The sequence below is a fragment of the Delftia acidovorans SPH-1 genome, assembly GCF_000018665.1.
In the GTDB taxonomy this organism is placed as follows: Bacteria; Pseudomonadota; Gammaproteobacteria; order Burkholderiales; family Burkholderiaceae_C; genus Comamonas; species Comamonas acidovorans.
Genome location: NC_010002.1, coordinates 311133 through 328797 on the forward strand (window position 1 = coordinate 311133; position 17665 = coordinate 328797).

15 protein-coding genes are annotated in these 17665 nt (G+C 69.1%); 6 read left to right on the plus strand and 9 right to left on the minus strand.

The genetic code is table 11. From position 1 onward, the window contains the following. Positions 1–7: 7 nt before the first annotated feature. Positions 8–1081 carry an NAD(P)H-dependent flavin oxidoreductase gene (locus tag DACI_RS01395; protein WP_012202218.1) on the minus strand — a complete coding sequence of 358 codons (1074 nt, stop codon included), beginning with the start codon at positions 1079–1081 and terminating at the stop codon, positions 8–10. A gap of 34 nt (positions 1082–1115) precedes the next feature. Next, complete coding sequence (locus DACI_RS01400) at positions 1116–2303, minus strand: YbfB/YjiJ family MFS transporter (protein ID WP_012202219.1); 1188 nt, start codon at positions 2301–2303, stop codon at positions 1116–1118. A 116-nt stretch (positions 2304–2419) separates the two neighbouring features. Here DACI_RS01400 and DACI_RS01405 point away from each other — a divergent pair, with 116 nt between their 5' ends. Beyond that, the gene (locus DACI_RS01405; RefSeq protein ID WP_012202220.1) at positions 2420–3343 is read left to right on the plus strand and encodes a LysR family transcriptional regulator; all 924 of its coding nucleotides are present in this window, start codon (positions 2420–2422) and stop codon (positions 3341–3343) included. Positions 3344–3346: 3 nt separating this feature from the next. On the opposite strand, the gene DACI_RS01410 is transcribed toward DACI_RS01405, so the two are convergent. From DACI_RS01410 to DACI_RS01435, 6 genes are all read right to left on the minus strand, one after another. After that, a complete protein-coding gene (locus DACI_RS01410) occupies positions 3347–4702 on the minus strand; it encodes a HipA domain-containing protein (RefSeq protein ID WP_012202221.1) in 1356 nt (451 codons plus the stop codon). Positions 4703–4709: 7 nt separating this feature from the next. Then, on the minus strand, positions 4710–5009 hold the full coding sequence (locus DACI_RS01415) for a helix-turn-helix domain-containing protein (protein ID WP_012202222.1): 300 nt from the start codon (positions 5007–5009) through the stop codon (positions 4710–4712). A 171-nt stretch (positions 5010–5180) separates the two neighbouring features. Beyond that, positions 5181–6830, minus strand: coding sequence for a YifB family Mg chelatase-like AAA ATPase (locus tag DACI_RS01420; RefSeq protein WP_012202223.1), 1650 nt, complete (start codon positions 6828–6830; stop codon positions 5181–5183). A 166-nt stretch (positions 6831–6996) separates the two neighbouring features. Beyond that, the gene (locus DACI_RS01425) at positions 6997–8379 is read right to left on the minus strand and encodes a tripartite tricarboxylate transporter permease (RefSeq protein ID WP_012202224.1); all 1383 of its coding nucleotides are present in this window, start codon (positions 8377–8379) and stop codon (positions 6997–6999) included. A 1-nt stretch (position 8380) separates the two neighbouring features. Next, positions 8381–8806 (minus strand): hypothetical protein, encoded by a 426-nt coding sequence (locus tag DACI_RS01430; RefSeq protein ID WP_012202225.1) that lies wholly within the window; start codon positions 8804–8806, stop codon positions 8381–8383. Between the two features lie 41 nt (positions 8807–8847). Beyond that, positions 8848–10137: a hydroxymethylglutaryl-CoA reductase, degradative gene (locus tag DACI_RS01435; protein WP_012202226.1), complete on the minus strand. Its 1290-nt coding sequence runs from the start codon at positions 10135–10137 to the stop codon at positions 8848–8850. Between the two features lie 118 nt (positions 10138–10255). Here DACI_RS01435 and DACI_RS01440 point away from each other — a divergent pair, with 118 nt between their 5' ends. Continuing rightward, entirely contained in the window at positions 10256–11662 is a 1407-nt protein-coding gene (locus DACI_RS01440; protein ID WP_012202227.1) for an aminotransferase-like domain-containing protein, read from the plus strand. Here the strand turns inward: DACI_RS01440 and DACI_RS01445 are convergent. Beyond that, the gene (locus DACI_RS01445) at positions 11650–12624 is read right to left on the minus strand and encodes a LysR family transcriptional regulator (protein ID WP_179217976.1); all 975 of its coding nucleotides are present in this window, start codon (positions 12622–12624) and stop codon (positions 11650–11652) included. The two genes, DACI_RS01440 and DACI_RS01445, sit on opposite strands and share 13 nt — an antisense overlap. A gap of 249 nt (positions 12625–12873) precedes the next feature. Between DACI_RS01445 and DACI_RS01450 the strand changes: the two genes are divergently transcribed. Genes DACI_RS01450 through aldA form a run of 4 tightly spaced genes read left to right on the plus strand, consistent with a single transcriptional unit; the run spans position 12874 to position 17657 of the window. Then, complete coding sequence (locus tag DACI_RS01450; protein ID WP_013800166.1) at positions 12874–14169, plus strand: MFS transporter; 1296 nt, start codon at positions 12874–12876, stop codon at positions 14167–14169. A 29-nt stretch (positions 14170–14198) separates the two neighbouring features. Then, positions 14199–15386: an L-rhamnonate dehydratase gene (rhmD, locus tag DACI_RS01455; RefSeq protein WP_016452099.1), complete on the plus strand. Its 1188-nt coding sequence runs from the start codon at positions 14199–14201 to the stop codon at positions 15384–15386. A gap of 11 nt (positions 15387–15397) precedes the next feature. Further along, on the plus strand, positions 15398–16207 hold the full coding sequence (locus tag DACI_RS01460) for an HpcH/HpaI aldolase family protein (protein ID WP_012202231.1): 810 nt from the start codon (positions 15398–15400) through the stop codon (positions 16205–16207). Between the two features lie 16 nt (positions 16208–16223). Continuing rightward, entirely contained in the window at positions 16224–17657 is a 1434-nt protein-coding gene (gene aldA / locus DACI_RS01465; RefSeq protein ID WP_012202232.1) for an aldehyde dehydrogenase, read from the plus strand. Positions 17658–17665: the final 8 nt, after the last annotated feature.

The window sequence follows — 17665 nt, forward strand, 5'->3', positions numbered from 1 at the left end:
ACACGCTCTAGCGGCCTGCCTGAGCACTCGCCAATTCGCCGGCCAGCGTTTGCACCAGCGCAGCGGCCGGCATCTCGCGCGCCAGCGGCGCACCCTGGCCGGCCCAGTGGGCTGCGTAGTCGGAGCTGCCTTGGGCGGACGCCGCCTGGTGCAGGGCCTTGCCTGCGTCGTAGACGCGCGGATAGTCGGGCAGGGGCTGGCCATGGCTGGCGCCCAGCGCATGCAGCCGGTTGACCATGCCGCGCGCCGGCCGGCCCGAGATGGCGGCGGTGATGCCTGTGTGGTGGGCGCGTTCGCTGCGCAGCTCGGCACGGAAGGCGGGGCTGGCGGACGATTCAGGGCAGAGGATGAAGGCCGTGCCCAGCTGCGCCGCACAGGCGCCCAGGCCCAGCGCGGCCGCAATGCCTTCGCCATCCATGATGCCGCCGGCCGCGATTACGGGCAGGGCCGTGTTGCGCGCCAGCACGCGCACCAGGGCGAAGGTGCCCATCATGCGGTCCTGCGCGGGATCGAACGTGCCGCGGTGCCCCCCGGCCTCCACGCCCTGGGCCACGATGGCATCGACACCGGCCTGCTCCACCTGGCGCGCCTCGTCCAGCGACGTGGCGCTGGCCAGGGTCACGACGCCGGCCGCGCGCAGCGCGTCGATGAAGCCCTGCTCAGGCAGCCCGAAATGAAAGCTCACCACGGCAGGCCGCTCCTGCAGCAGCATGGCCTGCAGCGCCGCGTTGCCGACGGCGGTGGCGTAGATCTCGTTCAGGCCGGCCGGCGGCTTGGCGCCGAAGCGCGCGAACTCGGGCGCCAGATGGGCCAGCCAGGCGGCCTCGCGCTGCGCATCGGCCCGGGCCGGCCGGTGGCAGAACAGGTTCACGTTGAAGGCGCCCGAGGTCAGCGCGCGCGTCTGCACGATCTGCTGGCGTGCCTGCTCCGTGCCGCTGGCGCCAATGCCCAGCGAGCCCAGGCCGCCGGCCTCGGTGACGGCTGCCGCCAGCGCGGGCGTGGACGTGCCGGCCATGGGGGCCTGGATGATGGGATGGCGCATGCCCAGGCGGGCCATCCACGCGGTCTTTTCGGTGCTCATACGACTCCTTGTTTCCTGTCTCGAATCCGCGCACTCATGCGGCAGCCTGCCGGCGCGCGCTGGCGCGGCTGGCGGCGATCATCAGCGTGCCCAGCAGCAGCGACACGCTGCCGATGACGAACAGGCGCTGGTACGAGCCCAGGCCCGCATAGCTCCAGGCCATGAAATACCCCGACACGGCCTGCATCAGCGCAAAGGCCGCCGTGGCATAGCCCCACATGCGCTTGTGCTGCGCGGGGCCGATCAGCTGCATCAGGTAGCCCGAGGTGATGGCCGCCATGCCCGGCGACAGGGCGCCCACCAGGAAGGACGAGGTCGCATGCCCCGCAAATCCCACCCAGAACAGCGGCATGGCAATGGCCAGGGTCTTGACCGCATAGGCGCCCGTGGTCGTGCCCCACCAGCCAAAGCGCGTGGCGCACAGCGAGGCCACCAGCGGCCCGGCAATGGCGCCCAGGCCGAACACGGCCCACTGCGTGGAGGCGTAGGCATCGCCCAACTGCAGCTCGCGCGCCAGGTAGTCCACCCAGAACACCGTGTGCGGCACAAAGCCGAAGGCGTCCGTCATATAGGCCAGCATCACCAGCACCACGGGCAGCGTCCACAGGGGGGCGGCGGGCACGGGCCGGGCATGGGGCGTGATGGCAATGGGCGCAGGCGCCGGCAGCCGCCGCACATGGCGCCAGCCCAGCCAGCCGGCCCAGGCGCAGACCGCCGCCAGCGCCCACCAGACGGCGCCCAGGCTCTGCCGCGCCAGCAGCGGTATCAGCGTGGCCGACAGCAGGGCGCCGGCGCCTATGCCGCAGAACATCAGCGGCCCCAGGGCCGCACGCCGCTGCAGGGGGGTGGCCGCCAGGGCCACGGAGGGGCCCAGCACCATCAGGATGGCGCCGCCAATGCCCGAGATGCAGCGCCAGGCAAAGAACCAGGGCATGGGCAGCGGCCAGGCGCAGGCCGCAAAGCTCAGCGCCAGGGCCACCCAGCACCACAGCAGCACGCGCAGCGCGCCCAGGCGTTCGGCCAGCGGCGCGGCGGCCAGCGCACCGATCAGATAGCCCAGCAGGTTGGCCGCGCCCAGGTAAGCCACCTGCTCGCCGCTGAACCAGCCGGCATGCACCATCTGCGGCATCAGCGCCGTGTAGGCAAAGCGCGCCAGGCCGACGCCGCTGAGCGTGGCCATGAAGCCGGTCAGCAGCAGGGAAGTTTCGTTGCGTTGGATCACGGAGTGGGCGCCATGCGGGGAGGATGGGCATACATTAGGCGCTGCCGCCCATCATGTCCAATGATTCAAAATGATGGCGTCAATCTCGATTGAAGATGGATGTCACTGGAGCCGCGATGCAACTGAAGTCCCTGCGCATGTTCCTGGCCGTCTGCGACAGCGGCAGCTTCGGCGCCGCCGCCCAGCAACTGCACACCGTGCAGTCCAACGTGACGGCCCATGTGAAAAAGCTCGAGGACGAGGCCGGCGTGCAACTGCTGGAGCGCAGCGCGCCCGTGCACGCCACGCCTGCCGGCCGCCTGCTGGAGCAATACGCGCGGCGCATGCTGGCCGACCATGACGAGGCGCTGGCCCTGCTGCAGGGCAGCTCCCGGGCCGCCGGCGCGCTGCGCATAGGCTCCATGGAAACCACGGCCGCGCTGCGCCTGCCGCCGCTGCTGGCGCGCCTGCACCAGGCCCAGCCCGGCCTGGACCTGGAGCTGCGCACGGCCACCACGGCCGAGCTGCTGGCCGACCTGCTTGCCGGGCGCCTGGACTGCGCCTTCGTCTCGGGCATGCCGCCCCAGTCCCGCCTGCAGGGCTGGCGCGTCTTCGAGGAGGAGCTGGTGCTGGTCACCGCCTTCGCGCTGCCGCGCTTTCCCGATGCCGCCCAGCTCAGCGCCGTGCCCTTCCTGGCCTTCCGCCAGGGCTGCAGCTACCGCCAGCGCATCGAACTGCTGCTGGCCGCGCGCGGCGTGGCGGCACGCATCATGGAAATGGGATCGCTGGACGCCATCCTCGGCTGCGTGGCCGCCGGCATGGGCTATGGCCTGCTGCCGCGCAGCGTGGTCCAGGCCCAGCAGCACCGCTTCGGCGTGCACATCACGGCCCTGCCCGGCGCACTCGCCCAGGAAGTCGCCCGCGTGGAAACCTGGTTCGTCGTGCCCGCGCGCCAGGGCTGGTCGCCTGCGCTGCATGCGTGCGTGGAGGTGTTGGGGATCGAGGGTGTGCAGGGCGAAGAGGCCCTGGGCATGGAAGCCGTCCCGGCAGCGTCTGCCTGAAACTCAGAACAGGTCGGAAGGCAATGCTGCTGCCTTCTGGGCGATGTCCACCAGTCTTTGGGCCTGGGTGGTCGCATAGGCGGCGATGCGCTGGGCGAAGGCGTGTTCTTCTGGCGTGTAAGGCGATTCGCGCAGAACCTTGGCCGCCGCAACAGGGGCTGCCTTGGCCATGCGCTGGGCTTCACGTGCGAGCAGCCTGCGGTCTATCGCACACAGGTGCGCGAAATGCGCAAACTCGAAGGGTGTGAGTTCCTCCAGCGCAAAGCAGTCGCCGAAGGCCATGGCCAGGTCCTGGGACACATCGGGATACTGGGCTACGCTGACGAGGTCGTACCAGGGTGCGGTCGCCAGGCCCTGCGGCAGCACGTGGAAGGAGAAGTTCTTGCCATGTGCGTCGCCATTGCCGATCAGTATCTGGAACAGCGCCCATCGGATCATTGCCAGCTTGTCCGCAGCCTTCGCCACCGAGTGCTCCAGTAGACCGAACAGCCGGGGAAAGCTCATGCCGTCGCGGTATAGCCGGGCATCTCCCACGCTGCCGATGTGGTGCTCGTACTTGTAGCTGACGGGCAGATCGCCCGCTTGGCATGCATCGATGATGTGGGTGCGCAGGACCCGCCTTTGCGGCGCCTGCCGCACACGGTCAAAGCGCCTGACTGCCAGCACCGGCTGTGGCACGTGCAGCATCTGCACCTCGGCTGCCGGCAAGCGCATGGCCGCTGCCAGGCGCATGCAGAAATGCTCGTTCACCACCATGTGCGGCATCGCGCTGTCGCGCGGCTGGGGTTTGAGGATGTGGGTGGACGGAACGTTGTCGGGAAGGAAGATGGTGCCTTCCTGCACGCTCTCGCCTTCCACGTGCACGGGCAGCTTGTCCTGGTAGCCGGCCACCGACATGCGCACTTTGCCATCCCACTCGATGAAAGGGCGTGTGTCTCGGTCTGCAATGCGTTGGGCGAGTTCGGCTGTCGATATGGGGCGAGCGGCATTGGCGGCCTGGGGATCGGGCTTGCTGCCGTCGGCCTGAAACCGGAAAGCCCCGGTGGTCTCGGCGCCGAGGGCGCGTATCAGACCGAAGATGTTGCCCTTGCCTATGCCCTGACTTCTGGCCACCACATCCAGCGCCGCGCCTTCGGGCAGCAGGTTCTCGATGAAACGCCGGATGGAGCGCGAGTCGTAGCCCCCTTCGGGAGCGGCCAGCGGCAGGCAGGGCGCCAGGTAGAAAGGCCGTTCCTGCTCCAGCCATGCAGGCGCATACCGCAGTCCCCAAAGATCGTTGTGCGGGTCGTGGGTCACATCGGCCACGTGCGTGCCGACATCGTTCCACAGCGAAAGCGAAAGCGACGGCGGCGTGGCCATGTGCGCTTCAGGCCCGTGGAAGTCGTGCCATCAGGGCGTCCTGCTTGGGCGCGATGACCATGGCCAGGCCCAGCCCGTCGAGTACGGCCAGCAGCTTGTCGGAGCCCACGCCGCCCTTGCCGTTCTCCAGACGGGAGAGCAGATCCAGCGACACGCCACACAGGGCTGCCGTGTCATCGATGCGCAGTTGCTGGGCCTTGCGCATGGCGCGGATCTGGGCGCCGAGCCCGGACAGGTCAGCGATGACCACGGCCGCGGGCTGCAGGGGCTCCTGCTGCGGGCCGTTCATGAGCGTGGAAGACGGCATGGATGGATCGGCCTTATTTCTGATATTCCGAAATTCTAGGATTTCTTCGGGAACTTTCAAAACAATTTCCAATATTCCGAAATTCAGGAGTACTTCGTCTCATTCAAGTGGAAATTTCGGAATTTCAGAAACAGATCCAACAAACCAGGCAACCGCGTCCAACGCAGAACCTCATGACGGCAACCGCAACACCCTCCGATACTGCATGGCCTCGGCCACATGCCCCGTCTCCACTGCCGCGCTACCGGCCAAGTCGGCAATGGTGCGCGCCACCTTGAGCGCGCGGTGGGTGCTGCGGGCCGACCAGCCCAGGCGTGCGGCGGCCTTGTGGGCGAAGGCCAGGGCCTCGGGCGAGAGGCCCAGGTGGTCGTCCAGGGCCTGGCCCTGGAGCTGGTGGTTGGCGCTCCCCTGGCGCTGCACGGCCAGCGCGCGGGCCTGGACCACGCGCTCGCGCACGGCCTCGCTGGTTTCGCCCGAGCGCGCGGCCAGCAGCTCCTGCGGGGGCAGGGCGCCAACTTCCACATGCAGGTCGATGCGATCCAGCAGCGGGCCGCTGATGCGCGCCTGGTAGCGCGCCACCTTGTCGGGCGTGCAGCGGCAGCGCTGCACCGTCGACCCCCAATGGCCGCAGGGGCAGGGATTCATGGCCGCGACGAGCTGAAAGCGCGCGGGAAATTCGCAGCGCTGGGCGGCTCTGGCGATGGTGATCTGGCCGGTCTCCAGCGGCTCGCGCAGCGCCTCCAGCGCACTGCGCGCGAACTCGGGAAATTCATCGAGGAAGAGCACGCCGTGGTGGGACTGCGAAATCTCGCCGGGGCGCGGTGGCGAGCCTCCTCCGACCAGGGCCACGGCGCTGGCCGTGTGGTGCGGGCTGGCCGTGGGGCGCTGGCGCCAGCGCTCCGGCGTGAAGCGGCCGGCCAGGCTGGCGATGGCGGCGGCCTCCAGCGCCTCGTCATCGCTCATGGGCGGCAGCAGGTCGGCAAAGCGCTGGGCCAGCATGGACTTGCCCGAGCCCGGCGGCCCCACCAGCAGCAGGCCGTGGCCTCCGGCCGCAGCGATTTCCAGCGCGCGCCGCGCCTGCGCCTGGCCGCGCACCTCGGCCAGGTCCAGGCTGCTGCGCACTGGGGCGGCGGGCTGCGGCTGCACCGCATGCCAGCCCGGGCCGGAGCATGTCTGGGTGTCGCCTGCTGCCGGCAAGGCGTCGGTTTCGTCGGTTTCGTCGATCTCGCCGGTGTCCTCGCTTTCGTCGCTGCAGCAGGCATCGTCCGTTTCCTGCTCCGTCTGCACCAGGGCATTGGCCGAGCGTGTGATGAAGCGGCGCACCACGTCCAGCAGGTGGTGCGCGCAGAACACCTGGGCCGATGGCACGAAGGCCGCCTCCTGCGCGCTGCCCGGCGGCAGGACCAAGCGGGCGCCGTCCTGCTGGCGGTGCAGGGCCAGGGCCGTGGCCAGCGCGCCGCGCACGGGCCGCAGGGCGCCCGACAGCGACAGCTCGCCTGCGAATTCGTAGTCGGCCAGCGCATCGCCATTGATCTGGCCGCTGGCCGCGAGAATGCCCAGCGCAATCGGCAGGTCGAAGCGCCCCGAATCCTTGGGCAGGTCGGCGGGCGCCAGGTTGACGATGATGCGTTTGTTGCTCGGGAACTCCAGCCCGGAGTTCAGCAGCGCCGAGCGCACGCGTTCACGCGCTTCCTTGACCTCGACATCGGCCAGACCCACCAGCGTGAACGACGGCAGGCCGTTGGCCAGATGCACTTCCACGGTGACACGCGGGGCGGCCAGCCCCAGCAGCGCACGACTTTGAACCAGGGCCAGACCCATGGGCACCTCGCAGGAACGACAGACACAAAGCCAGACACAAAGGAAGAGGCCGCCAGCGGTGCGGCGGCCTCGGTGACCCAGTATGGCAACGGCCTCGGACCTTGTGGGCGGCGGGTGCGGCGCTGCCCCCAAATCTCAGAATGTTCTGACCCTTGCGGCGCAAAAATCAGAACAGCTTCACCAGCGCCGGCACGCTCAGCACGGCCGTGTAGTAGCCCATGAACTGCACGCCGGTGTTGAAGCCGAAGCCGCGCGACAGCAGGCCGCCGAGCAGGCCCATGGTCAGGATCACGAGCAGGCCCAGCAACTGGCCTTCCCAGACGCTGATGACGATGATCAGGCCCACGAAGGTGGCGATGATGGCCTCGTGGCTGACCCGGCGCGAGACGAACAGCGCCGCGCTGCGCGCGAAGTTCATGGCGAAGGGGTAGGACACGAGGGCCGCCAGCAGCACGGCCAGCATGCCGTAGCCCAGGAACTCCCAGTGGCTGAGCAGGTTGTGCAGGTTGTTCACCTGGCCCGTGGCGGCATCGACGGTGAAGCGCGGCGGCGCGTTGAACAGCGGCGCGGCGGGGCCGGCGGCCACGGGGCTCAGCGGCAGGCCGAAGGCGATCAGCGGGATCAGCGCCTCGGCGATGTAGGTGGCCTCGGTCACGCCGTTGCGCGCGCTCAGCACCGTGGTCAGGCGGTGGTAGGCATGCTTGATGCGCGAGCCCACCAGCTCGCCCAGCACCACGGTCATGGCCACGGGGCTGAAGACGAAGGTGGCGCTGGAGATGGTGGCCGTGGCCAGGGTCCAGCGCGTCTGCACGCGGTCCAGCACCTTGAGCGGGTTGGGGAAGTAGCCCGACCAGCCCTTCACGTCGGGCGCCAGGTTGAACTGGCGCACCTTGTCGCGCAGCATGCGCTGGCGGCCGGCCGGCGAGATCACGGTGAACAGGTCGGCGATCAGCGGCCCGATGGCAATGCCCAGGAAGTAGCTGATGCTGAGCTTGACCTCGTATTTGGCGGTGAGGCTTTGCAGCGCAATGATGACGACCACGAACGGAATCAGCAGCATGACCGAGGCCCAGCGCCCCGCCGAGAAGTAGGCGATGAGGAGGGCGGCGGCCAGGAAGATCCAGGGCGCCGTCTTGGTGATCATGCTGCCGAAGGGCGCTAGCATCACGGCGAACAGCACGGCCAGCGGCACGGCGACAAAGGCCGCGACGATGCCGCCCGAGACCATCTTGCGCAGCGCGATGTGGGGCACGCCCAGCTTGCGCAGCATGTTGGCGTCCTGCAGCAGCGGCGTGGCCAGCGTGTCGCCGGGAATGCCCAGCAGCGCCGTGGGCACGGCATGCGTCATGTGCTTGGCCACGGCGCCCGCCAGGAAGAAGGTGAATACGCCCGCAGGTGGCACGCCCAGCAGCACCACCAGCAGGGTGAGCGGGGCCAGCGTGGTGGTCTCGTCCGTTCCGGAGACCAGGCCGATGGCGGCGAACACCACGGCGCCTATCAGTCCCATGGCGGCTGCGACGGCGATGTCATTGGTCAGCAGGGCTTCCATTTCATGCCCTCCCGGCCTTGTCGGCAAACAGCTCGTAGAGCTTGAGCTCCTTGAGTTCCTGCACCACGGCGGGCGGCAGGTCCTGCACCGTGCCCAGGCCTCCGGGCTGGCGCGCCAGTTCCTCCAGTACTTCGCGGCGCCATTCGGGGTCGTTCGAGGTGTCCAGCTCGGTCACTTCCCGCTTGGGCGCAAAGGCGCGTGCGCAGATCACGCCGGCGATCACGCAGCCGGCCAGGCCCGCGAGCATGGCGTAGGCGTGGGCCAACTGGCGCGACTCGACCACCGTGACCAGCCAGCGGCTGGCCAGGTAGAAGCCCAGCACGCTGATGCCGGTGCCGATGGCAATCGCCCAGGCCAGGTGGCGCAGGTCCACGGTGTCGCCCCAGACCTCGGCCAGCCGCCAGTCGGCGGGATCCTTGCTTGTCATGTGTGTCTCCTTGGGTTTTTGTTTGTGTGGCCGCGCGCTGGTCAGGCCCTGGCGCGCAGCGCGGCCAGCACTTCCAGCGCGCGGTCGGTGCGCACGTCGTGCTCGGCGGCCAGCTGGCGCGCCACGGCATCGACCTCGTCGCCCGTGGCGCCGGCCACCAGGGCGATGTTGCGGGCGTGCAGGGCCATGTGGCCGCGCTGAATGCCTTCGGTGGCCAGGGCGCGCAGGGCGCCCAGGTTCTGCGCCAGGCCCACGGCGGCGGCGATCTCGCCCAGCTGCTGGGCGGACTGCAGGTCCATGATCTTCAGCGCCAGGCGTGCCAGCGGATGGGTCTTGGTGGCGCCGCCGACAAGGCCCACCGGCATGGGCAGCTCGATGCTGCCGACCAGGGCGCCGCCGGCATCCTTTTCCCAGCGCGTCAGCGAGGTGTAGCTGCCGCTGCGGCTGGCATAGGCATGGGCGCCGGCCTCGACCGCGCGCCAGTCGTTGCCCGTGGCCACGATGACGGGGTCGATGCCGTTCATGATTCCCTTGTTGTGCGTGGCCGCGCGGTAGGGGTCGATGGCCGCGAAGGTATAGGCGTCCAGCACGCCTTCGATGATCTCCTCGCCGCTGCGATCCTGCGTGGCCAGGGTCTGCGGCGTGAGCCGCACGCGGGCGCGGGCCAGCCGCAGGTCGGCCAGGTTGGACAGGATGCGCAGCCGCACGCTGCCGCCCGTGATCTTCTCGACCAGGGGCGCCACCGATTCGGCCATGGTGTTGACGGTGTTGGCGCCCATGGCGTCGCGCACGTCCACGATCAGGTGGACCACCAGCATGGGGCCGCGCGGCGTGTCGGGGAAGACATGGACCTCGATGTCCTTGCAGCCGCCGCCCAGGCCGATCAGCACCTTGTCGCGGCTGTTGGCGCGCTCGATGATCTGCGCACGCGCCTGCAGCACGGCCAGGCGCGCGCCGTGTGGATCGGTCACGCCCAGCACCTGGACCTGGGCGCGCATCAGCGGCAGCGTGCTTGAGGTCTGAAAGCCCCCGTCCTCGCGCGCCAGCTTGGCCATGTACGAGGCGGCGGCCACCACCGAGGGCTCCTCCACCGCCATGGGCACCAGCACGTCGCGGCCGTTGACGCGGAAGTTGCCGGCCACGCCCAGCGGCAGCTCGAAGCTGCCGAACACGTTCTCGATCATGCCGTCGGCCAGCGCCAGGGGCAGGGCACCGGGGGCAGCGAGCAGGGCGCGCTCGGCATCGGACAGGCCGCAGGCATCGGCCAGGAAATCCCGGCGCTGGGCCGGTGTGAGGGCGCGGAAATTGGGCAGTCGCGAATCGGCAACCATGGAAGACATCTCCTCGAATCAAAACTCTGGTCGCCGGACTGTAGGAAAACTGTACCGCTTTCAAAAGGTACAGTTTCGGGGAACAGTACCATCGCACTGCAACATGAACGGAGGGCGCATGGCAGACACCAGAGGGCGCTCGGCCCCCATTGCCGAGAAGCTGGCCGACCTGATCGGCCAGCAGATCGCCGACGGCGTGTACCGCCCCGGCGACAAGCTGCCTTCGCTGCGCGAGCTGGCGCAGCTGCACCGCTATGCCAAGAACACCGTGGTCTCGGCCTTCGACCTGCTGGTCTCGCGCGGCATCGTGGAGCCGCGCCGGGGCTCGGGCTTTTACGTGCTGGGCTCGGGCCGCGGTGCCCAGCGCACCGATGAGGACGCGGGCCAGCTGGGCCGCGCCATGGACATCGTCTGGCTGATGCGCGAGCAGCTCAAGACCCAGCCCGACTGCGTGGGCGTGGGCGACGGCTTTCCGCCCGTGGAATGGCTGGCCGACATGCGGCTGGACCGCTACCACCAGAAGGTGGTGCGCACGGGGCTGGGATCGCTGTTCCGCTACGGCAGCCGCTACGGCTATGCGCCGCTGCGCGACAGCCTGGTGCGCAAGCTGGGTGACTTCGGCCTGCAGGCCACGCCGGGCCAGCTGGTGCTGACCCATGGCGCCAACGAGGCCATGGACCTGGTCATCCGCTACTTCGTGCCGCCGGGCGCCACCGTGCTCGTGGACGAGCCCGGCTACTACCCGCTGTTCGGCAAGCTCAGGCTGGCCGGCGCCCATGTGGTCGGCGTGCCGCGCCTGGCCGACGGGCCCGACGTGGCCGCGCTCGAATCACTGCTGGCCCAGCACCGGCCGCGCCTGTTCTTCACGCAGTCGCTGGCCCACAATCCCACGGGCTCGGACATCTCGGCCGCCAAGGCCTACAAGGTGCTGCAGCTGGCCGAGCGCCACAACCTGCTCATCGTCGAGGACGATCCGCTGGCCGACTTCAAGCCCACCTCGGCCGTGCGCCTGTCCACGCTGGACCAGCTGGAGCGCACCATCTACATCGGCAGCTTCTCCAAGTCCTTCTCGGCCGCGCTGCGCGTGGGCTTCATCGCCTGCAACGATGCGCTGGCCAGCGACCTGGCCGACCTCAAGGCGCTGATCCACGTCAGCGGCTCCGAGTACTGCGAGCGCATGGTGGACGTGATGCTGCGCGAAGGCCACTACGAGCGCCACCTGGTGCGCCTGCGCCACAAGCTGGGCCAGGCCACGGCCCAGGCGCTGGGCTGGCTCGATGCCCACGGCTGCGAGGTCTTTGCGCGCAGCCCGCAAAGCCTGTACCTGTGGGTGGCCTTCCCAGGTGTGCAGGACTCGCTGCGGCTGGCCGAGCAACTGGTGCCGCGCAAGCTCAGCATGGCGCCGGGCCGTGTCTTCCATGTCGATCCCTCGGCCGTCTCGCGCTGGTCGCGCTGCAACGTCAGCGCCATGCTCGATCCGAGGTTCCAGGCCGCGATGGGGCAGGTGCTGGCTCACCCCGCCTGAGCCAGCCCCCGGGCCTGCGCACGCAGCAGCGCGATGAAGCGCTGCTGCTCCTGCGTGGGCGCGTCGTCGGTGCGGGTGAGGATGCCGAAGGGCGCCATGGGCACGTCGATGCAGACCGGCAGAGCCCTGACCAGGCCCATGCGCAGATAGTCCTTGAGCGCGGATTCGGACAGCAGCATCACGGCATCGGTCAGCTGCACCAGTTGCTGCATGGAGTACACCGAGCTGCATTCGATGATGTCGGCGGGCACGGGCAGCTCCAGGCGCTGCAGCAGCTGGTCGAGCGCGATGCGCGCGGGGCTGGTGGCCGGCTGCAGTATCCAGGGCCAGTCGCCGACAAGCTCTTGCCAGCCCAGCTTGCGCCGGCGTGTCAGCGGATGGCCGCTGCGCACGACGACCAGCAGCCGCTCGTTGCCCAGTTCCTCGAAGCTGTAGCTGCTGCTGTGGGCCGCAGGGCTGCGCCGCGCAATGGCCATGTCGATGCGGCGCTGGTCCAGCAGGCGAAGGATCTGGTCGCTGGTGTCGCCCATGATGCGCAGGCGCAGCTGCGGGCTTTGCGCCTTCATGCGCGCCACGGCCGTCATCACCAGGTCGGGTGCGGCGCCCATGATGGTGCCGATGGACAGGTAGCCGTAGCCGCCCTGGCGGCGCGCGGCCAGGTCCTCGGCGCAGCGGTCCAGGCTGTTGAGCGAAGCCTCGGCAAAGCGCACCAGCTGCGCGCCCAGCGCCGTGGGCCGCATGCCGCGCGGCAGGCGCTCGAAGAGCTGGCAGCCGAACATGTCCTCGATCTCGCGCAGCATGCGCGTGGCCGCAGGCTGGGACATGGCCAGGCTCAGCGATGCGCGGTGCAGGTTCAGGCTCGATCCCAGCGCCACCAGCATGTGCAGGTGCTTGTAGCGCAGACGGTTGAGCAGGCTGCGGTGCAGCACGGGCGGAGCGGATTCGGGCGTATTCGCAGGCATAAGCGCAAGGTATCGGATGTGACCGAAATTCGATTTGTTGAGCATCGATCATGCGCCGTACATTGGCCCTGCGACAAGAAAAAACAGACCCAATCCAGGAGACAAGACATGCACAGCCCATCGCCTGTTTCATGACGCGCAGACGCGGCCGGCACCAACGCCGCGGCCGCGCTCGCACCTTCACAAAGCACGCCTTCAGCGCTCCGGACGACCGGGCGTGATGGCCTCTCATTGCCTGCAAGGAAAGTCATGAAAAAACTCCCCGCTCCCCTGCTCGCCAGGATCTCCTGGCGCCTGCTGCCCTTTTTGCTGCTCATGTACATCATGGCCTTCCTGGACCGGGCCAACGTGGGCTTTGCCAAGGTGGCCTTCCAGGCCGACACCGGCATCAGCGATGCGGCCTTCGCCTTTGGCGCGGGCGTGTTCTTCGCAGGCTATGCGCTGCTGGAAGTGCCCAGCAACCTGATCATGCACCGCGTGGGCGCACGCATGTGGATGTGCCGGATCATGGTCACCTGGGGCCTGGTGTCGGCGGCCATGATGTTCGCCCACGACCAGACCACGTTCTACGTGCTGCGCTTTTTGCTGGGCGTGGCCGAGGCGGGGTTCTTCCCCGGCGTCATCCTGTACCTGACCTACTGGTTCCCGGCGGCGCACCGCGCGCAGGCCATGGGCTTTTTCTACTTCGGCGCGCCGCTGGCCTTCATCTTCGGCAGCCCGCTGTCGGGCCTGCTGCTGGAGCTGGACGGCATGGGTGGCTGGCACGGCTGGCAGTGGCTGTTCGCGGTGGAGGGGCTGATGGCCGTGGCCGTGGGCATCTGGGCGTATTTCCACCTGGACAACCGCCCCGCCGACGCCACCTGGCTCAGCCGCGAGGACAAGGCGCTGCTGCAGGACATCCTCGACAGCGAAGAGCGCGCCAAGGGCAGCCACGGCCACAGCCTGCTGGCCGCGCTGTGCCAGCCGCGCGTGCTCTACCTGGCGCTGATCTACCTGCTGATCCAGGCCAGCGTCTATGGCGTGGTGTTCTACCTGCCCAGCCAGGTGGCGGGCCTGCTGGGCACCAAGGTGGGCCTGCTGGTGGGCGTGGTCTCGGCCATTCCCTGGCTGTGCGCGCTGCTGGCCGCCTGGTGGATTCCGGGCCATGCCGAGCGAACAGGCCAGCCGCGCGGCATCGCCAGCCTGACGCTGGTGATGGCTGCCGTGGGCATGGCTGCATCGGTGAGTTTCTCCAGCCCCCTGCTGGGTGTGGCCGCGCTGTGCCTGGCGGCGGCCGGCTTCATCGCCGTGCAGCCCGTGTTCTGGACCTTTCCCGCCAACACGCTGGCCGGCGCTGCGGCCGCTGGCGGCATCGCCTTCATCAACTCCCTCGGCGCCGTGGGCGGTTTCATCGCCCCCATCGTCAAGAACTGGGCCGAGGGCTTTTTCCACTCCCCGGCGGCCGGCCTGTACCTGCTGGCCGGCACCACGCTGCTGGCTGCGGCCCTGGTGCTGGGCGTGCGCGCACGCCTGGCGCCGGCCTTGGCCGCACCGTCGGCCGCCTGAACCACTTGCACACGGAGCAGAACCATCCCATGACACAGATCCCCACCATCAAGCAGGTGCGCGCCTTCACGCTCAAGGGCGGCGGCGCCGACTACCACGACCAGTCCGACGGCCACTGGATCGACGACCACATCGCCACGCCCATGGCCAAGTACCCCGAGTACCGGCAAAGCCGCCGCAGCTTCGGCATCAACGTGCTGGGCACGCTGGTGGTGGAGATCGAGGACAGCGCCGGGCGCGTGGGCTTTGCCGTGACCACGGGCGGCGAGCCTGCGGCCTACATCGTCGAAAAGCACCTGGCGCGTTTCCTCGAAGGCGCCCGGGTCACCGACATCGAGCGCATCTGGGACCAGATGTACCTGTCCACGCTGTACTACGGCCGCAAGGGCATCGTCATCAACACCATCTCCGGCGTGGACCTGGCGCTGTGGGACCTGCTGGGCAAGGTGCGCGGCGAGCCCGTGCACCAGCTGCTGGGCGGCGCCGTGCGCGACGAGCTGCAGTTCTACGCCACGGGCGCGCGGCCCGACCTGGCGCAGAAGATGGGCTTCATCGGCGGCAAGATGCCGCTGCACCACGGCCCGGCCGAGGGCGAGGAAGGGCTGCGCCGCAACCTGCAGGAGCTGGCCACCATGCGCGAGCGCGTGGGCCCGGACTTCTGGCTCATGCTGGACTGCTGGATGAGCCTGGACGTGAACTACGCCACGCGCCTGGCCCAGGGTGCGCAGGCCCATGGCCTCAAGTGGATCGAGGAGGCCCTGCCGCCCGACGACTACTGGGGCTACGCGGCCCTGCGCAAGAACGTGCCCACCGGCATGCTGGTGACCACGGGCGAGCACGAGGCCACGCGCTGGGGCTTTCGCCAGCTGCTGGAGATGGGCTGCTGCGACATCATCCAGCCCGACGTGGGCTGGTGCGGCGGCATTACCGAGCTGCTCAAGATCTCGGCCCTGGCCGATGCCCACCAAGCCCTGGTCATCCCGCATGGCTCCAGCGTCTACAGCTATCACTTCGTGGCCACGCGCCACAACAGCCCGTTTGCCGAGTTCCTGATGATGGCCCCCAAGGCCGACGAGGTCGTGCCCATGTTCCACCCGCAGCTGCTGGGCGAGCCCGTGCCCGTCAACGGCCGCATGCGCCTGTCGGCGCTGGACAGGCCTGGCTTCGGCGTGGAGCTCAATCCCGAGTGCGCCCTGCACCGCCCGTACACGCACTGAAGGAGCCCGCCATGCAACTGCCTGCCAACCCCTTCAAGGCCGCGCTGCGGCGCGCCGAGCCGCTGTACGGCATCTGGGCCGGCTTTGCCACGCCCTATGCGGCCGAGATCATCGCCACCACGGGCTACGACTGGATGCTGGTCGATGGCGAGCATGCCCCCAACACCGTGCCCACGCTGCTGGGCCAGCTGCAGGCCGTGGCGCCCTACGCCACGCACCCGGTGGTGCGTGCCGTGCAGGGCGACACCGTGCTCATCAAGCAACTGCTGGACGTGGGCGTGCAGACGCTGATGGTGCCCATGGTGGAGACGGCCGAACAGGCGCGCGAGCTGGTGCGCGCCATGCGCTACCCGCCCCACGGCGTGCGCGGTGTGGGCGGCGGCCTGACGCGGGCCACGCGCTGGGATGCTGTGCCCGACTACATCCGCACGGCGCATGAACAGCTGTGCCTGATCGTGCAGATCGAGTCGCCCCGGGGCGTGGCCCATGCGGCCGAGATTGCGGCCGTCGAGGGCGTGGACGCCGTCTTCATCGGCCCGGCCGACCTGTCCACGGGCATGGGCCATGCGGGCGACGCCAGCCAGGGCGAGGTGCAGGAGGCCATACGCCGCACCGTCCAGGCCACGCTGGCCGCCGGCAAGGCCTGCGGCATCCTCGCGCCGCGCGAGGAAGATGCGCGCCGCTATGCGGACTGGGGCTGCCGCTTCATCGCCGTGGGCATAGACATCAGCCTGCTGCGCCAGGCCGCGCTGGCCAACCTGGGTCGCTATCGCGCCACGCAAGCCACGGACCAGGCGGCCCCTGCATCCCGCACCTACTGAACCCAAGGAGAACTCCATGGCATCCCTTCCCGTGCTGCGCAATTTCATCGCCGGCAGCTTCACCGACAGCGCCGAACTGCATGAGGTGACCAACCCCGCCACGGGCGCGGTGCTGGCGCGCTCGCCCCTGTCCAGCCAGGCCGATGTGGACCGCGCCATTGCCGCTGCGCGCGGCGCCCACAAAGCCTGGGCGCGCCGCCCGGCCGTGGAGCGCGCGCAGTACCTGCGCCGCGTGGCGGCCCGCATCCGCGACAACGCCGCGCGCATTGCGCGCACCATCACCGAGGAGCAGGGCAAGGTCCTGGGCCTGGCCGAGGTGGAGGTGAACTTCACCGCCGACTATCTGGACTACATGGCCGAATGGGCGCGCCGCATCGAGGGCGAGGTCATCACCAGCGACCGGGCCAACGAGCAGATCTTTTTGCTGCGCAAGCCACTGGGCGTGGTCGCGGGCATCCTGCCCTGGAACTTTCCCTTCTTCCTGATCGCCCGCAAGATGGCGCCGGCCCTGCTCACGGGCAACACCATCGTCATCAAGCCCAGCGAGGAAACGCCCATCAACTGCCATGCCTTCACCGAGCTGCTGGCCCAGTGCGAGCTGCCGGCCGGCGTGTTCAACGTGGTCTATGGCCAGGGCGGCACGGGCGCTGCGCTGGCCGGGCATGCGGGCGTGGACATGGTCAGCTTCACGGGCAGCGTGGCCACGGGCGAGCGCATCGCCGCAGCCGCCGCGCCCCACATCACCAAGCTCAACCTGGAGCTGGGCGGCAAGGCCCCGGCCATCGTGCTGGCCGATGCCGACCTGGACCTGGCCGTGCGCGCCATCCGCGACTCGCGCATCACCAACACCGGGCAGGTCTGCAACTGCGCCGAACGCGTCTACGTGCAGCGCCAGGTGGCCGACGAGTTCACGGCCCGCATCGCCCAGGCCATGGCAGCCACGCGCTACGGCGACCCGATTGCGCGGCCCGACGTGGAAATGGGCCCGCTGATCAACCAAAAGGGCCTGGACAGCGTGCAGGCCAAGGTGCGCCAGGCCATCGCCGACGGCGCGCAACTGGTCACGGGCGGGCAGGCCGCAGACCTGGGCGCGGGCTTTCACTTCCAGCCCACGGTGCTGGCCGGCTGCCATGCCGGCATGGAGATCATGCGCAAGGAAATCTTCGGCCCCGTGCTGCCCATCCAGGTGGTGGAGGACCTGGACGAGGCCATCGCCCTGGCCAACGACTGCGAATACGGCCTGACCTCGTCGCTGTACACGCGCGACCTGTCCAAGGCCATGCAGGCCATGCGCGAGATCGACTTCGGGGAGACCTACATCAACCGCGAGAACTTCGAGGCCATGCAGGGCTTCCACGCGGGCGTGCGCAAGTCCGGCGTGGGCGGGGCCGACGGCAAGCACGGCCTGTACGAGTACACGCACACGCATGTGGTGTACCTGCAGGGGTGATTGACCTT

Coding starts and splice junctions, on each gene's coding strand:
- DACI_RS01395 (WP_012202218.1), bottom strand. CDS start 1,081: ATGAGCACCGAAAAGACCGCGTGGATGGCCCGCCTGGGCATGCGCCAT.
- DACI_RS01405 (WP_012202220.1), top strand. CDS start 2,420: ATGCAACTGAAGTCCCTGCGCATGTTCCTGGCCGTCTGCGACAGCGGC.
- DACI_RS01410 (WP_012202221.1), bottom strand. CDS start 4,702: ATGGCCACGCCGCCGTCGCTTTCGCTTTCGCTGTGGAACGATGTCGGC.
- DACI_RS01415 (WP_012202222.1), bottom strand. CDS start 5,009: ATGCCGTCTTCCACGCTCATGAACGGCCCGCAGCAGGAGCCCCTGCAG.
- DACI_RS01420 (WP_012202223.1), bottom strand. CDS start 6,830: ATGGGTCTGGCCCTGGTTCAAAGTCGTGCGCTGCTGGGGCTGGCCGCC.
- DACI_RS01425 (WP_012202224.1), bottom strand. CDS start 8,379: ATGGAAGCCCTGCTGACCAATGACATCGCCGTCGCAGCCGCCATGGGA.
- DACI_RS01430 (WP_012202225.1), bottom strand. CDS start 8,806: ATGACAAGCAAGGATCCCGCCGACTGGCGGCTGGCCGAGGTCTGGGGC.
- DACI_RS01435 (WP_012202226.1), bottom strand. CDS start 10,137: ATGGTTGCCGATTCGCGACTGCCCAATTTCCGCGCCCTCACACCGGCC.
- DACI_RS01440 (WP_012202227.1), top strand. CDS start 10,256: ATGGCAGACACCAGAGGGCGCTCGGCCCCCATTGCCGAGAAGCTGGCC.
- DACI_RS01445 (WP_179217976.1), bottom strand. CDS start 12,624: ATGCCTGCGAATACGCCCGAATCCGCTCCGCCCGTGCTGCACCGCAGC.
- DACI_RS01450 (WP_013800166.1), top strand. CDS start 12,874: ATGAAAAAACTCCCCGCTCCCCTGCTCGCCAGGATCTCCTGGCGCCTG.
- rhmD (WP_016452099.1), top strand. CDS start 14,199: ATGACACAGATCCCCACCATCAAGCAGGTGCGCGCCTTCACGCTCAAG.
- DACI_RS01460 (WP_012202231.1), top strand. CDS start 15,398: ATGCAACTGCCTGCCAACCCCTTCAAGGCCGCGCTGCGGCGCGCCGAG.
- aldA (WP_012202232.1), top strand. CDS start 16,224: ATGGCATCCCTTCCCGTGCTGCGCAATTTCATCGCCGGCAGCTTCACC.